This window comes from Viridibacterium curvum, assembly GCF_039544165.1.
Classification (GTDB): Bacteria; Pseudomonadota; Gammaproteobacteria; order Burkholderiales; family Rhodocyclaceae; genus Viridibacterium; species Viridibacterium curvum.
Genome location: NZ_BAABLD010000011.1, coordinates 80,024 through 95,797, shown reverse-complemented (window position 1 = coordinate 95,797; position 15,774 = coordinate 80,024). Strand labels below are relative to the sequence as shown.

Annotated in this window: 13 protein-coding genes and 1 pseudogene; 6 read left to right on the top strand and 8 right to left on the bottom strand. The window is 61.2% G+C overall.

All coding sequences use genetic code 11. The annotated features are described in order from the left end of the window. The 7 genes and pseudogenes from ABEA02_RS14935 to ABEA02_RS14905 all read right to left on the bottom strand — a co-directional run bounded on the left by ABEA02_RS14935 (nt 1) and on the right by ABEA02_RS14905 (nt 9,055). Nucleotides 1-1,932 carry a HAMP domain-containing methyl-accepting chemotaxis protein gene (locus ABEA02_RS14935; RefSeq protein WP_345533894.1) on the bottom strand — a complete coding sequence of 644 codons (1,932 nt, stop codon included), beginning with the start codon at nt 1,930-1,932 and terminating at the stop codon, nt 1-3. Between the two features lie 60 nt (nt 1,933-1,992). Further along, a complete protein-coding gene (locus ABEA02_RS14930) occupies nt 1,993-3,636 on the bottom strand; it encodes a methyl-accepting chemotaxis protein (RefSeq protein WP_345533893.1) in 1,644 nt (547 codons plus the stop codon). A 35-nt stretch (nt 3,637-3,671) separates the two neighbouring features. Beyond that, nucleotides 3,672-5,816 carry a chemotaxis protein CheA gene (locus ABEA02_RS14925; RefSeq protein ID WP_345533892.1) on the bottom strand — a complete coding sequence of 715 codons (2,145 nt, stop codon included), beginning with the start codon at nt 5,814-5,816 and terminating at the stop codon, nt 3,672-3,674. A gap of 2 nt (nt 5,817-5,818) precedes the next feature. Then, nucleotides 5,819-6,136 carry an STAS domain-containing protein gene (locus ABEA02_RS14920; protein WP_345533891.1) on the bottom strand — a complete coding sequence of 106 codons (318 nt, stop codon included), beginning with the start codon at nt 6,134-6,136 and terminating at the stop codon, nt 5,819-5,821. A 12-nt stretch (nt 6,137-6,148) separates the two neighbouring features. After that, a complete protein-coding gene (locus tag ABEA02_RS14915) occupies nt 6,149-6,517 on the bottom strand; it encodes a response regulator (protein WP_345533890.1) in 369 nt (122 codons plus the stop codon). 33 nt (nt 6,518-6,550) lie between these two features. Then, nucleotides 6,551-7,165: pseudogene (locus ABEA02_RS20180) on the bottom strand (methyl-accepting chemotaxis protein); the annotation flags it as partial. Nucleotides 7,166-8,080: 915 nt separating this feature from the next. Continuing rightward, on the bottom strand, nt 8,081-9,055 hold the full coding sequence (locus tag ABEA02_RS14905; RefSeq protein WP_345533888.1) for a glucokinase: 975 nt from the start codon (nt 9,053-9,055) through the stop codon (nt 8,081-8,083). A gap of 326 nt (nt 9,056-9,381) precedes the next feature. Between ABEA02_RS14905 and ABEA02_RS14900 the strand changes: the two genes are divergently transcribed. The 6 genes from ABEA02_RS14900 (at nt 9,382) to ABEA02_RS14875 (ending at nt 15,411) form a co-directional block, all read left to right on the top strand. Next, nucleotides 9,382-10,623, top strand: coding sequence for an ABC transporter substrate-binding protein (locus ABEA02_RS14900; protein WP_345533887.1), 1,242 nt, complete (start codon nt 9,382-9,384; stop codon nt 10,621-10,623). Between the two features lie 75 nt (nt 10,624-10,698). Further along, nucleotides 10,699-11,616: a carbohydrate ABC transporter permease gene (locus ABEA02_RS14895; RefSeq protein WP_345533886.1), complete on the top strand. Its 918-nt coding sequence runs from the start codon at nt 10,699-10,701 to the stop codon at nt 11,614-11,616. Next, the gene (locus ABEA02_RS14890; RefSeq protein ID WP_345533885.1) at nt 11,609-12,481 is read left to right on the top strand and encodes a carbohydrate ABC transporter permease; all 873 of its coding nucleotides are present in this window, start codon (nt 11,609-11,611) and stop codon (nt 12,479-12,481) included. Before ABEA02_RS14895 ends, ABEA02_RS14890 begins: the two co-directional genes overlap by 8 nt. Before the next feature lie 3 nt (nt 12,482-12,484). Continuing rightward, nucleotides 12,485-13,588 carry an ABC transporter ATP-binding protein gene (locus ABEA02_RS14885; RefSeq protein ID WP_345533884.1) on the top strand — a complete coding sequence of 368 codons (1,104 nt, stop codon included), beginning with the start codon at nt 12,485-12,487 and terminating at the stop codon, nt 13,586-13,588. 7 nt (nt 13,589-13,595) lie between these two features. After that, entirely contained in the window at nt 13,596-14,564 is a 969-nt protein-coding gene (locus tag ABEA02_RS14880; protein WP_345533883.1) for a glucokinase, read from the top strand. Further along, nucleotides 14,497-15,411, top strand: a complete 915-nt coding sequence (locus ABEA02_RS14875; protein ID WP_345533882.1) for an SIS domain-containing protein — start codon at nt 14,497-14,499, stop codon at nt 15,409-15,411. The genes ABEA02_RS14880 and ABEA02_RS14875 overlap by 68 nt, the downstream gene beginning before the upstream one ends. Nucleotides 15,412-15,520: 109 nt before the next feature. On the opposite strand, the gene ABEA02_RS14870 is transcribed toward ABEA02_RS14875, so the two are convergent. Next, the gene (locus ABEA02_RS14870; RefSeq protein WP_345533881.1) at nt 15,521-15,724 is read right to left on the bottom strand and encodes a cold-shock protein; all 204 of its coding nucleotides are present in this window, start codon (nt 15,722-15,724) and stop codon (nt 15,521-15,523) included. Nucleotides 15,725-15,774 lie beyond the last annotated feature (50 nt).

The window sequence follows — 15,774 nt, the reverse complement described above, 5'->3', positions numbered from 1 at the left end:
TCAGAAGCGTGTGAAGGCGGGGTGATCGTCCAGCGCGAGGTCGTCTTCGACCGGCTGCGGTTTGCGCGCCCTGGCTGTGGGCGCAGTTGTCTTAGCACTACCGGGTTTGCGTCGTTCCGCGCGGGCTGACGGGCGTGGTGCCTGTTCTGCGGTGGTGAAGAAGCCAATTGCCCTTTGCAGTCCCTCGGCATGGCCGCTCATTTCTTCAGCGGTGGCGGCAAGCTCTTCGGAGCTCGCGGCGTTCTGCTGCGTCGTCTGGCTCAACTGACTCACTGCCGTATTGATCTGGCTGACACCTGTCGACTGTTCCTCGGATGCTGCAGTGATCTCCTGCACCAGGTCGGAGGTCTTGCGGATGTTCGGCACGATCTGGTCGAGCAGGGTGCCGGCACGTTCGGCCAGCTCGACGCTGCTCTCGGCGACCGTGCTGATTTCCTGCGCAGCCACCTGACTGCGCTCGGCAAGCTTGCGCACCTCGGCGGCCACAACGGCGAAGCCCTTGCCGTGCTCACCGGCGCGAGCGGCTTCAATGGCAGCATTCAGCGCCAGCAGGTTGGTCTGGTAGGCGATGTCGTCGATGATGCCGATCTTCTGCGCAATCTGTTTCATCGCAACCACCGTTGCCTTCACCGCTTCACCGCCCTCTGCCGCTTCCTCGGACGACTTGGTGGCCATTCCGTCGGTGATCTTGGCGTTCTCGGTGTTCTGAGCAATCGAGGAGGTCATTTCTTCGATGGCCGAACTGGTCTCTTCAGCGCCGGCGGCCTGTTCGCTGGCGGCTTGCGACAGGTTCTGTGCCGTTGCGTTCACCTGTTCAGAGGCGCTGGCCAGCGCTTCGGCGCTGGTGTTCACTTCGGCGACCACTTCGGCAAGCTTGGCGATGGTGTTGTTCACGTACTCGCGCATCTCGCCGAATGCCCCTTCGTATTCGGCATCGATGCTCTGTGTGAGGTCACCATTGGACAGGGCGCCCATCACGCGCACGACGTCGGCAATGCTCTGACCGGTTGTTTCGGCCAGATTGTTGAGGCCTTCGCCCATTTCGTGCTGGAATCCCTGCAGCCCTTCGAGCGGGACGCGTGTGCTGAAGTCGCCCGCGTTGGCCGCCGTGACGAGCATACGTTGGCCTTCGATAACGCGCTGCAGACGGTCCTGCATCTGCTTGACGGCGTACAGCATGCTCTGTGCATCACCCGGGCGTAGCGGGATGTCTGTGCCGAGATCGCCGTTGGCAATGCTGTGCAAGGTACGCGCTGCATCTTCCGGCTCTCCGCCAATCTGGCGCGAGATGATGCGCGTGACCATCAAGCCCAAGGCAACGGCGATTGCAATCGACGTCAGAAGCACCGTCACCATGACGATGCGTGTCGTGGCGAGTCCACTCTCCGCTTCCTTGTTCGAAGTGCTGGCCTGTTCAGATTGCGTCTGGATGAGTTTGGCCATCGCAGCTTCAAGCTGGTTGATGGTCTTGCGTGCATCGCCATTGCTGAATTCGGCGGCCTGATCGAACTTCTTGTCGAGTGCCAGCTGAGCGACCTTGTCGGATTGTTGGAGGTATACCGGGATCAGCTTGTCGATCTCTTCCACCAGCTTGGCCTCTTCTGGTGCCAGCGAGGTCTCGCGGTATTCCTTGAACGCGGCGTAGAACTTCTCCATGTGACTCGCTGCGCGTTTTACCGTGTCCTTGATGACTTCGGGATCTTTCATTGCGGGCAGCCGCACATACGCGCGCGAGTGTGCGGTGAGTCGCGCCGCCGCTTCGGAGATGGACTGTGCTGGCAGGACGTTGTTGAAGTAGATGTCGTGAATCGTTTTGCCGAGCTGGTTGAGGCGATACAGACTGAGCCCGCCCACGATGGCCGTCAGCACCGAGCACACGAGGAAAGTCGTGATCAGCTTCTGCGCCAGTTTGAGATTGAGAAACCATTTCATGATGCTTACTCCTTGGAGGGGGGCATGTATTACCACTGCCGGTAGTGCGATGTGTCAGCGTCAAAAGCGCGCGAAATCGTTCTCGGCCACTTCCTCATTGGCACCGCTGTGTTGCGCGATGTCTGCGGCCTTGCCTGATCTGGTGCCGGGCTTGCGAGATCGGTTGCCACCGCGCCGGCTGCCGCCATCCAGTTTGAAGAACGACATCAGCTGCTGCAGCTGTTCGGCCTGACCACTCATCTCTTCGGCGGTGGCGGCGAGTTCTTCGGCGCCCGATGCATTCTGTTGCGTGGTCTGGCTCAGCTGCATGACAGCCGCGTTGATCTGGGCTACGCCCGAGCTTTGCTCCTCGGATGCTGCCGTGATCTCCTGTACCAGGTCAGATGTGCGTTTGATGTTGGGGACCATCTCGTCCAGCAATCCCCCTGCGCGTTCGGCCAGGTCTACGCTGCTGCTGGCTACGGTGCCGATCTCCTGTGCGGCGATCTGGCTGCGTTCGGCCAGCTTGCGGACCTCGGCCGCGACCACGGCAAAGCCTTTGCCGTGCTCGCCCGCACGGGCTGCTTCGATGGCGGCATTCAGGGCCAGAAGGTTGGTCTGGTAGGCGATGTCGTCAATGATGCCGATCTTCTGCGCGATCTGTTTCATGGCGGCCACCGTGGCCTTGACGGCCTCGCCACCCTCGGCGGCCTGACCCGAGGAGCGACCTGCAATGCCATCGGTAACCTTGGCATTCTCGGTGTTCTGCGCAATCGACGCCGTCATCTGTTCGAGCGAAGCGCTGGTCTCCTCGACGCCGGCAGCCTGTTCGCTCGCCGCTTGCGAGAGTGACTGCGCGGTCGAATTCACTTGCTCGGATGCGCTGGCAAGGGACTCTGCATTGCCATTCACATCTTCGACAACCTGTGAAAGCTTCATCACCATGTTACGTACAGCAAACAGCATGCTGCTCTGGTCACCATTTTTGACTGCAACATCGACGCTCAGGTCGCCTGCTGCGACCTTGCCCAGAATCTCCTTGGCATAGGCAGGTTCTCCGCCCAGTATCTTGAGTAGATTGCGGGTGATCAGGAAGGCCATTGCAGCGCCTAGAAGCGTCGCGATGGAGAGCAAAGCGATAACGATCAATCGGGTGTTTGTGTAGTCTTCAGCAGCGTCTCGCTTGGATTTTTCCATCAGCTCTGTCTGAAACTGCACCATTTCATTCAGTGCAGCTTCGAAGGCCAGGTTGGCTGGACTGAATTTGTCTTCGAGATGTTGCTGCGCCTTTGCGATGCCTGCGGCGTTGGTTGATGCCTCGGCCAACGCGTACATCGCGTCATACTCTTTGCTTAGCGTGGCGCGTTTGTCTGTCACGTTCTTGAATAAGGCGCGTCCCTTTTCGGTGCTGATCATTTTGTCGAGGCGTTCCATATCCTCGCTGTTCTTCTTGCGGTTCTCTTCCATCAGCGCTTTGCGGCGTGCAATCTCGGCCGAATTTGTGCTCATGATCATTGCGCGAATCTGACGGCCGTTGTCGATGGTTCTCTTGGTCATGTCCGTAGCTAGGTGCACTTTCACCGCTCTGTCATCGACAAGTTCTGTCATCACAGCGTTGAGCCCGGCGAGCTTCAGTATGCAGGTGATGCCCAGGGTGATCAGAAGCAGCAGTACGACTCCGAATCCGAGGTAGAGGCGCGTGCCAACTTTCATTTCTGTAAACATGAGTAACTCCTTTTTGCGTATTGAGTCGGGCTGCTTCAAGCTTGAGATGTTGTGCTGCGCAGCTCGTGCGTCATTGATGTGATGTCCAGGATGAGTGCGACCTCACCGCTGCCCAGAATGCTGGACCCGCTGATTCCCTTGACGTGGCTGAACATTTTGGAAAGCGGGCGTATGACCGTCTGGGCCTCACCCATCAGACGGTCGACGACGAGGCCGAACTTGCGGCTGCCGTGTTTGACGACGACGATGTTCTCGCGCTTGGTGGCGACTGCGGGGAGTTCGAAGTACTCGCGCAGTCGTATGAAGGGCAGCACCTGTCCGCGCAGGTCGGTGTAGTCGTGACCTTCGACGGAAGAAAACTCGATGCACTCGTCGATCATGTCGAGCGGGATGACAAAGGTGCTCGGGCCGACACCAACCTGGAAGCCATCGATGATGGCCAGCGTGAGAGGCAGGCGTATGCGCAGGCAGCAGCCCTGACCCTGGACGCTGTTGATCTCGATTTCGCCGCGTAGCTGCTCGATGCTGCGCTTGACGACATCCATGCCGACGCCGCGGCCGGAGAGGTTGGTCACTTGCTCGGCGGTCGAGAAACCGGCGGCGAAGATGAGCTGATGGATCTCGCTGTCACTCATGACTGCGTCTGCGCTGATCATGCCGCGTTCGACGGCCTTGGCGCGAATGCGCTCGGTGTTGAGACCCCCGCCGTCGTCGCTGACTTCGATGACGACGCAGCCCGATTCGTGAAAGGCGTGCAGCTTGATCTGCCCTTCGGCTGACTTGCCGGCAGCTTCGCGCCGCTCCACCGATTCGATACCGTGGTCGATGGCGTTGCGGACGATGTGCAGCAGCGGGTCGCCAAGTTTCTCGACCATGGATTTGTCGAGCTCGGTATCCGCGCCTGTGATGACAAGGTTGATGCGTTTGCCCAGCTCTTGCGAGACATCACGTACGACGCGAGGAAAGCGCTGGAAGACTTCGCCAATCGGGATCATGCGCAGGTCGAGCGCGCAGTCGCGGATCTGCTCGACGAGGCCACTCACTTCGTTGACGGCCTCGATCATTGCACTCTGGCGCAGCTTGTTGGCGGTGATGCCGGCTCCGGCGCTTGCGATGACAAGTTCGCCGACCAGGGTGATGAGCTGATCGAGCTTGCCGGCCTCGATCTTGATGACGCGCTGTTCCTGGCTGCGTCGCTCCTCATTCCGCTTTTGCTTGGTGAGGGCAGCCGCCACAACGGTGGGCTGCACCATGTTTTCCTGGATCAGCACTTCGCCCAGTTTTGCGGCCTCGGCACCGACGCTTTTGTTGGCGGCCTGGATGGAGAGTGCTTCGTCCAGTTCTTTCTGGGTGAGACAGCCGCCGGCGACGAGAATCTCGCCAAGTTTCTGTGGTGACTCGGGCAGGCTGCCGATGAGGTCGATGTACTCCTGCACCTTGGTGCTGGGCGGGAGGATGCGGATCTGGCTGTCTTCGCGGACGAAGTCGAAAACGCTCTCCAGTTGTTTCTTGTCAGCGTCGGTCTTCAGATCAATTTCGAAGCCCAGATAACACTGCTCGGGGTCCATGTGCTCGGGGTCGGGCAGACCGTCGGTGAGGACATAGACGCTGGTCATCTCGCCGAGTCCGGAGAGATAGTTGATGAACGACATTGGATCAAGGCCGTGCGTGAGCACACTTGGTGCAAAGCGCAGTGACAGGTGCCATTGCTCGCTACCGCCGGTTGCGGGGTCCTCGCGATGAATCGGCTCTTCGCTGTTGCTGATCGCCGCTGCGAGGGCGCTGTTGGGGACTCCGAGCAGGGCGTTCAGCGTATCCAGCAGGTGTGAGCGGGTGGAGGGGTCGGGGTCGGCCAGGTCTTCGTTGTGCTCGATGCCATCGATCAGCTGGCCCAGGTAGTCACCACAGCGCAGCATGACGGAGACGAGTGCTTCATCGAGTGCGAGTTCGTCGGCGCGCACTTTATCCAGCACGCTTTCCATGACGTGGGTGAAGCTGACGATGAGGTCCAGTCCGAAGAGGCCTGCAGAGCCTTTGATGGTGTGCGCAGCGCGGAAGATGGCATTGACCCGCTCGCTGTCCTGCCCCTGGGCTTCGATTTCGAGCAGGGCGGCTTCCATCGCGGTGAGGAGTTCGCGGGCTTCCTGTACCAGGGCACCACGGGCGGCAGAGAGATCCATTGTCAGCTCCAGACGACTGAAACGGTGGGGCCCAGCAGGGCTTCGAGCTTGAGCATTTGCACGGCCTGTTGCACGGCAGGGCTGTGGCCCTGGAAGCGCAAGGGCTTGTTGCCGTGGGCCGCCTCCTTGTGCAGCAGCAGCAGTTGCTGCAGGCCGGCGGTGTCGATGTCGCTGACTTCCGAGAGGTCGACTTCGAGTCGTTCGTTGGCACCCAGCTCGGTCATGAGCGCCTCCTTCATCTGGTGCGCATGGAAGATCGTCATGTCGCCGATTGCGGCGACGCGGCCCTTGCCGTCCTGGCGGAGTGTGAAGTCGCTCATGTTGCCCTCCGCTCAGTTCATGACCAGTTTGGAGACGGCATCGAGCAGTGCGGGCGGCTGGAAAGGCTTGAGCACCCAGGCGCGGACACCGGCGTCCTTGCCGGCCTGCATCTTGGCGGGGTCACTCTCGGTGGTGAGCATGATCACCGGGGTGAACTTGTAGTTCGGCAGCTGCTTGGCCGCCTTGACGAAGCTGATGCCGTCCATGTTCGGCATGTTCACGTCGGAGATGATGAGGTTGTATTTGGTGCCGTCGAGTTTGGCGAGGCCGTCCTTGCCGTCTACAGCTTCCTGCACGGTGTAGCCTGCCTCGCGCAGGGCGATGGCAAGGGTCTGGCGCAGGCTGAAAGAATCGTCAACGATCAGGATGGTCTTGCTCATGGGGGACTCGCTTTCGGGTGTGGCTGGGCGGGCTCAGAAGAAGGTGATGCCGGTTTGCGGAGCCGCGCTCTTGGCGTGGTCGCCACCATGGGTTTGCCGCTGTTCAAGCATGGTGTAGGTTTTGGACAGATCGTCCAGCCAGCGGCGCGTGTCCGGAGTTGCAGCCTTCGGATCGCGCTGGAGTTGCTGCGCGGCCTGGGACATGCGTGACATGTCGTTGAGGACGTGGTCGAAGATCTGGTGGACACGGTCCTGGAATTGAAGGTTGATCAGCACATCGTGCACGTCGGCCTCGACGGCACGGCGTTCCTCCTGCATCGCGACAAGGGATGCGCCCAGCTCGGAAGCGGTGCGGTTGAAGCTGGTGATGATGTGCTCGGCACTGTCTTGCGATGCGCTGATCGCCTCGGCTTCTTCGGTGGCGAACTGTTCGGAGCGCTGCAGGGCTTGCGCAATGGCACTGCTGACCGTGCTGACCGTCTCGTGAATGCGCTTGCCGGTCTCGCCGGACTGGCTGGAGAGCTTGCGCACCTCGTCCGCGACGACGGCGAAACCGCGACCCGCTTCGCCAGCCCGCGCGGCCTCAATGGCGGCGTTGAGTGCCAAGAGGTTCGTCTGCTTGGCGATATCGGCCACTTCTTCGGCCATGCGGCGCAGGCCGTCGGTCTGCGAGGCGACGTTGTTCATCTCGCTGATCAGAGTGGTGCGGAATTCCTGCGTTGCGTTGAGTTTGGCGACGATGCCGCGCAGCGACCCCTCAGCCTCGCGGATGGTCTGCAGTACGAAGGCCTGACCGTCGTTCTGCTGCTGGCCCGACCCGTGCGAGAGACGGTTGGCAAGTGTGCTGAAGCGAGAGGCGAGCGAGTCGATGGCGTCCTTGATCTGGTTTTGCGCGAGTGCGACGTGGCGGTTCCACAGCGGGACGACCTCGGCCACCAGCTCGGGCATGCGCTCGACGGTGCGTGCTTCGGGCTCGCGCATACTCAGCGGTTGCACGGTGGCAGGGGGTGTTTCTTGTCGCTTGCTGTACGTGAACAGCGCTGCGGCAACACCTGCGCCGATAAAGAGCCCGACCCAGGTGGATTGGGCCACGATGGCCAGCAGGACAAAGTTGATGGCGGCGATGGCCAGTATTGCGTTGCGTTGGGTCGATGTCGTCATGATCAGTCGTTCGTCCACCGTGAGCGCGAGGCCCGTTAGGGTTTACGGATACAGGCCTGCCTGATGGGCACTTGCCTGTATGCAGCTAACGACCGTGTGCCGTAAAACTTTATGTCACTCGATTGGGCGCGTTTGAGTAGGCGGGCGCAGGCAGATGTCGCAGCGGGGACGGGGCTGACACCCGCGCCAGGGGGCGTGCTGGCGGATTTCTGGTGAGCGGGGCCGTTGTCCCGGTAATGAACAGCCGGCGCGGCAGGCGTGCGTAGACGTGCGTTTGAATGGCGGAGAGTGCCGAGGCGCCAGCCGGGGGGATTGGCCAGTGCGTTCTGCAGCCTCAGCTATTTGCGGAGTCGGGCAAAGGGCAGTCGTGCCGTGCGGGAGGGTTTGTGTTGCGCCCGGAGGTCAGCGCGCGTCGGCATGCTGGCGCAGATGCGCTGCCGCGCCGATCAGCGCCGCTACGGGGGAGGTGATGATCCAGGTCGGGATGTCGGCGAGGTAGGCCGAGAAGCGTCCTTTGTCTTCAAAGCGTTGGCGGAAGCCGGAGCGCAGGAAGAAGTCGCCCAGCTTGGGCACGATGCCGCCGCCGATGTAGATGCCGCCACGCGCGCCCAACGTCACGGCGAGATTGGCTGCAGCTGTGCCGAGCAGGCAGCAGAACATGTGCATGGTGGCGACGCACAGGGCGTCGCTCTCGTTGAGCGCACGCTCTGCAATCTCAGGCGGGGTGAGCGGGTCGGCGCGTGTGCCGCGTACTTCGGCCAGTGCCTGGTGGAGCGAGGGCAGGCCTGTGCCCGACACGGCACGCTCGGCTGAGACGTGCGGAAACATGCGGTACAGCGCAGTGATGACGGCCAGTTCTTCAGCCGTCTGCCCGGCAATCGATACGTGGCCGCCTTCGCCTTCTATGGGCGCGTAACCGCCGGGGCAGGGGATCAGACCGGAGACTCCGAGTCCGGTGCCGGGGCCGATCACGCCGATGGCGGCACGTGCTTTGGCTTTGCCGCCACCAATCTGGCTACGGTCCTTGTCACCCAGCTCGGACAAGGACATGGCCAGCGCGGTGAAGTCGTTGAGGAAGTCGAGTCGGGTGAGGCCGATGGCTCTGCGCATCGCCTCGATGGAGAAGTTCCAGCTGTGGTTGGTCATCTGCACGCGGTCGCCATCCAGCGGGTTGGCGATGCCTATGGTGGCGGCGACCGGTGCGGGGCCGGGATGTGCGGCGAGATAGGCCTGCAACGCCTCGGTCGGTCCGGCGTAGTCGGCGCAACGCAGGATGGCGATGTCGCACAGTCCGCCTTTCTTGTCGATACGGGCGAAGCGCGCGTTGGTGCCGCCAATGTCGCCTGCGATCCAGGGGCTGAGTTCGTGGGTGCTCATGTCGGGATCCTGTGATGTGCCGTCTGATGTCGTCGCCAAGTATAGGAGGCAGTCTGTGCGGCCCAGCGATATGTTGCTCCCGCTGGGAGTTGAATGTGTGTAGCGGAGTTACATTTTATGGGCGTGTGCCGGTTTGTTGAAACCGGCTTCCGGCCTTGCGCCGCAGGCTGTCACAAACATTGGCTTGTGTTCGATAAGGGAAAACACCCACGGAAATATGGTTTGTAGCATTACTACAATTGGCGCACGTATTACGACAGCGGTACGGGCTGTCCGGCCCAAGGCTGGGCATTCTGTGACGCATTCCAACCCGAAGGAGACTGAAGATGATCAGGATGAATAAGCTGGCGGTGGCCTTGCTGGCCTTGGGTGTGGCCGGAGCACAGGCTGCTGAGGTCGAAGTGCTGCATTGGTGGACTTCGGGTGGCGAGGCCAAGTCAGCCGCCGAGCTGAAGAAGATGATCGAGGCCAAGGGCGACAAGTGGAAGGACTTTGCCGTGGCCGGTGGCGGCGGCGAAAACGCCATGACCGTGCTGAAGAGCCGCGTGGTGTCGGGCAAGGCGCCGACTGCAGCGCAGGTGAAGGGGCCGAGCATTCAGGAGTGGGGCGCCGAGGGCGTGCTCGCCAACCTCAACGACACGGCCAAGGCCGGCAACTGGGATGGGTTGCTGCCGGGCGTTGTGGCCAACGTGATGAAGTACAAGGGCAACTACGTAGCGGTGCCGGTGAATGTGCACCGCGTGAACTGGATGTGGGTGAATCCGGACGTATTCAAGAAGGCCGGAGCCGAAGTGCCCAAGACTTGGGCGGACTTCCCCGCAGCTGCAGAGAAAATCCAGAAGGCGGGCTTCATCGCCGTGGCGCACGGTGGGCAGCCCTGGCAGGACTTCACGGTGTTCGAGTCGGTCGTGCTGGGCGTGGGCGGCGCGCAGTTCTATAACGACGCGCTGGTCAAGCTGGACCAGAAGGCGCTGAGTAGCCCGACCATGGAGAAGGCTTTCGACACTTTCCGCCAGGTGCGCAAGTACGTCGACAAGGATGCAGCCAACCGTGACTGGAACCTGGCGACCGCGATGGTCATCAATGGCAAGGCGGCGATGCAGTTCATGGGCGACTGGGCAAAGGGTGAATTCACGGCGGCGGGCAAGGTGCCGGGCAAAGATTACCTGTGCCTCGCTGCGCCGGGCACGGCCAAGTCCTTCACCTTCAATATCGACAGCTTCATCGTCTTCAAGCAGTCCGCTGCCGATGCAGGCAAGGCTCAGGCGAACTTTGCCAACGCGGTGATGAGCCCCGAGTTCCAGGAGGTGTTCAACCTGAACAAGGGCTCGATCCCGGTACGCAGTGGCGTGTCGATGGACAAGTTCGACGATTGTGCCAAGTTGTCGTCCAGGGACTTTGCCGACACCGCCAAGGGCGGCGGCCTGGTGCCTTCCATCGCGCATCAGATGGCCGTGCCGGCGGCAACGACCGGTGCGATCCAGGACGTGGTGACGGCCTTCTTCAACTCTAATGAGTCCTCGAAGGATGCCGTGAAGAAACTGGCTGCAGCAGCGAAGACGAAGTAAGCGCGGGCCTTGCTACGCACTCCCTCTCCCGTACAGACGGGGGAGGGCCGCCTGTCCTGACTTCCAAGAGCTCGCATGTCCTCCACCCCCGCACTTTCGTCACCGGCTCGTCGCCAATGGCTCGACACGCTTGAAGGCTTTTTGCCCAAGCTGGTGCTGTCGCCTACCTTCGTCGTCTGCGTGGTGTTCTTCTACGGCTTCATCATCTGGACAGCCGTGCTGTCGATGACGCCCTCGCGCTTGTTGCCGCGCTACGAGTTCGTTGGCTTCGAGCAATACATCAGCCTGTTCGACAACGACCGCTGGTGGCTGGCACTCAAGAATCTTGCTGCGTTTGGCGGCCTGTTCATCTTTGCCTGTCTGGCGATGGGGCTGCTGCTGGCGATCCTGCTTGACCAGCGCATCCGTGCAGAGGGCTTCATCCGCTCAATCTTCCTGTACCCGCTGGCGCTGTCATTCATCGTGACGGGTACGGCCTGGAAGTGGATTCTCGATCCCTCCATCGGCTTCCAGAAAGTGGTCAACGATCTGGGTTGGGAGAGCTTCGTCTTCGACTGGATCAAGGATCCCGAGATGGCGATCTACACGGTCGTCATCGCAGGCATCTGGCAGTCCTCGGGTTTCGTGATGGCGCTGTTCCTTGCCGGCCTGCGCGGTATCGACGACAGCATCATCAAGGCGGCCAAGGTCGATGGCGCTTCGATGCCCACCATCTACCGTCGCATCATCCTGCCCAGCCTGCGGCCGGTGTTCTTCTCCAGCTTCATGATTCTCGCGCACATTGCGATCAAGAGTTTCGACCTTGTGATGGCGCTTACGGGCGGCGGTCCGGGCTTCGCCAGCGACCTGCCGGCGACCTTCATGTATTCGTTTGCCTTTACGCGCAACCAGATCGGGCTGGGGGCGGCATCGGCGACCGTGATGCTGATGATTGTGGTCGCCGTGATCGTGCCCTTCATGTATTCAGAGCTGAGGAGTGCCAATCGTGAGTGAGGCCGTGGCAAAACAGGGCATCACCCTCGGGCGCGTTGCGCTCTATGCCTTCATCACCTATTGCTGCCTTTACTACCTGCTGCCACTGACGGTGATGCTGTTCAACTCGATCAAGGATCTGAACGAGTTGAAGTCGGGCAATCTCATGGCCTTTCCGCAGAGTGTGACTTTCGAACCCTGGATCAAGGCTTGGGACAGCGCCTGCACTGGCGTGCAGTGCGAAGGGCTCAAGGGTTACTTCTGGAACTCGGTGTCCTTCGTCGTGCCGGCTGTCCTGATCTCGACGCTGGTGGGGGCTTTCAATGGTTACGTGCTGACGATGTGGCGCTTCCGTGGGTCGGACTGGTTGTTCATGGCGCTGATGCTGGGCTGCTTCATTCCGTTCCAGGCCATCCTGCTGCCGATGGCGCAGACACTGGGGATGCTGGGCATCGCCAACTCGGTGCCGGGCCTGATCTTCGTGCATGTGGTGTACGGCATCGCTTTTACCACGCTGTTCTTCCGTAATTACTACGTGACCATTCCGGATGAGCTGGTGAAGGCTGCGCGCATAGACGGAGCGGGCTTTTTCACCATCTTCCGGCGGATCGTCTTGCCGCTGTCGGGGCCGATCATCGTGGTGACCATCATCTGGCAGTTCACACAGATCTGGAACGACTTCCTGTTCGGCGTGGTGTTCTCGTCGGGCGAGCGTCAGCCGATCACGGTGGCGCTCAACAACCTCGTCAATACCTCGACGGGCGTCAAGGAATACAACGTGGACATGGCGGCGGCGATCATTGCCGCCCTGCCGACGCTGATTGTGTATGTGGTGGCAGGCAAATACTTCGTGCGCGGCCTTACGGCCGGTGCAGTCAAGGGTTGAACAATGGGCGCTCTATCCATCCGTAACGTCCGCAAGTCTTACGCGGGTAACGAAATCCTCAAGGGCATCAACCTGGAGGTGGAACAGGGGGAGTTCCTGATCCTCGTTGGCCCATCAGGCTGTGGCAAGTCCACCTTGCTGGCGATGATCGCCGGGCTCGACGACATCACCTCGGGCGAGGTGCACATTGCCGGCCGCAAGGTGAATGATCTGTCGCCGAAGGATCGGGACATCGCCATGGTGTTTCAGTCCTACGCGCTGTACCCGTCGATGACGGTGCGCAAGAACATCTCGTTCGGACTGGAGATCCGCAAGGTGCCGCAGGCCGAGCGTGAAGAGGCGGTGGCGCGTGTGGCGAAAATTCTGCAGATCGAGCATCTGCTTGACCGGCGCCCCTCGCAGCTGTCAGGCGGGCAGCGTCAGCGCGTGGCGATGGGGCGCGCGATTGCGCGCAACCCGGCGCTGTTCCTGTTCGACGAGCCCTTGTCCAACCTCGACGCGAAGCTGCGCGTCGAGATGCGCACCGAGATCAAGCTGCTGCACCAGCGTCTTGGTACGACCATCGTGTATGTCACGCATGATCAGATCGAAGCCATGACGCTGGGGGACAAGATTGCCGTGATGAAGACGGGTGAAGTTCAGCAGTTCGGTACGCCGCAGGAAATCTACCGTGATCCGGCGAATCTGTTCGTGGCTGGCTTCATGGGGTCGCCGGCGATGAACTTCATTCCGGCGCGTGTCGTCGAGTTGGGCAGCGGCCTTGGTCTGGCGATGGAGAACCACGGCGAGCAATTCGTCTTTCCAGCGATACGCGGTGAAGCTTTGCGTCTGGGGCAGGACGTCATTGTCGGTATTCGCCCGGAACAGATTACCGAGGTGGTCGATTCGCATGGTGCGGCGGAGTACGCCGTGCAGCAGAGCCTTAGGATCGATCTGGCCGAGCCGACTGGGCCGGACACGTTATTGCTGGCGATCATCAACGGAGCCAAGGTGACCTGCCGTGTCTGCCCGGATTTCGCCGTGCGCAGTGGCGAGAAGATGCGTTTGCTGTTCGATCTTTCCAAGGTCGTCTACTTCGACCCGGCGACCGAGCAGAGGATTCGCTGAATACCCGATGACACGTTACGAATCCCCGCGTCTGCTGGCAGACGTCGGAAACACCTTTGCACGCTTCGCGCTGGAGTTCGGCAACGGACTGCGGAGCGAAGTGAGCGTCCTGCGCTGCGATGCCTACGATGGCGTGCAGAGCATGACGCAGGCCTTCCTCGCTTTGCAGCCTGAAGGCCATGCGGTACGTCACGCCGCATTGGCGATGCCCAATCCTGTGGAGGGCGACGCAGTGCGTATGCCCAATCGCAGCTGGTCGTTCTCGATTGAACTGCTACGACAGGCGCTTTCGCTGGATACCTTGCTGGTAGTGAACGACTTCACCGCGCTCGCGATGAGCATCCCGCGACTCGAAGCAGCACAGCGCACACAGATCGGCAGCGGCACGGCGCAGGAGAGTGCCGTGATCGGCCTGATAGGCCCCGGTACGGGCTTGGGGGTGTCTGGTCTGATTCCCACGGAGGATCGTTGGGTGACGCTGGGGAGCGAGGGGGGGCACGTCAGTTTTGCGCCGTCGGACGAGCGCGAGATCGTGATCCTGCGGCATGCCTGGAAGCAGTTTCCGCACGTCTCGGCTGAGCGCCTGCTTTCCTGGTCAGGGTTGGAATTGTGTCATCAGGCGCTGGTCGAGAATACCGGCATGCGTGAGGAGCCGCGCGATGCGCAACGCATCGTGTCAGCCGCACTGGCTGGTGAAGATCCCTTGTGCGAGGAGGCCTTGCAGTGCTTCTGCGCGATGCTGGGGTCTGTCGCAGGGAATGTGGCGCTGACGCTGGGTGCTGTGGGTGGCATCTACATCGGGGGCGGCATTGCGCCGCGATTGGCGGCGTATCTTGGCAAATCTGCCTTCCGTGCGCGTTTCGAAGCCAAGGGGCGCTTCGCGGACTACCTGTCGCGCATACCGACCTATGTCATCAACGCGCCGCACCCCGCGCTCAGCGGCGTGTCCGCCATCCTGTCCGCTGCGTACCGATAGCACGCGCCACGGTGAGAATCATCTGCTGGCGCGCATCCGCGCCGAGCGCGATCAGTTGTCGCGTGCCGAGCAGAAGGTGGCCGACTTCGTGTTGCGCCAGCCTCGCAGTGTGCTGAGCGACGCGGTGGCTGTGATTGCCAGGCAGGTCGACGTCAGCCAGCCGACGGTGATCCGCTTCTGTCGCTCGCTGGGCTTCGAGGGCTTGCAGGACTTCAAGCTCAAGCTCGCTTCGGGGCTCACCGGTACGCTGCCCATACGCCATAGCCAGGTGCGTCACAGCGATGGCTTGCCGGATCTGAGCGCCAAGGTGCTCGACAACACGACATCGGCGATCCTGCGGCTGCGCGACTCGCTCAATATGGCCGCCATCGACGCGGCCATCGCCCTGTTGCGCGATGCGCGCCGTATCGAACTCTATGGGGTGGGGAATTCAGGCGTCGTGGCGCAGGACGGCCAGCACAAGTTCTTCCGCTTCGGCGTCCCCTGCGTGGCCTTTGCGGATACGCACCTGCAACGCCTGTCGGCACGGACTCTGCAGGCGGGTGACGTGGTGATCGCCATCTCCAGTTCAGGCCGCGTGACTGATCTGCTGGAAGCGGTGAGTCTGGCGCAAGGCGCCGGTGCTTCGGTCATTGCCATCACGTCGAGCGCTTCACCGCTGGCGAAGCGGGCCGATGTAACGATTGCCGTGGACCACGGTGAGGACAGCGCGCGCTTTGTGTCGATGCTGTCGCGGATCATGCATCTGCTGGTCATCGACATCCTGACGGTGAGCCTGTCACTGCATCGTCCTGATGCAGCGGCGCTGGACGACGAGTATTCCGCACAGATATCCCACGTCAGCTGATCTGCACAGTCATCAGCAGCTTTGCTGATAAGGATCGCGGAATTCCTGCAGAAGCTTCAGGCGAAAAAAAGCCCGGCGTGTGCCGGGCTTTCTTCGTCAAGCGCTCAGATTACTCCGGGCGGATGTTCGAAGCTTGCTTGCCCTTCGGGCCTTGCGTGATGTCGAACGAGACGCGCTGATTTTCAGCCAGGGTCTTGAAACCTTGCGACTGAATTGCGGAGAAATGGGCGAAGAGGTCTTCACCGCCGCCATCAGGAGTAATGAAGCCGAAACCCTTGGAATCGTTGAACCACTTGACGGTACCAGTTGCCATGTTTGATAAGTCCTAAAAAAACAAAAAAAAGCCGGGCGAACCCGAGAACG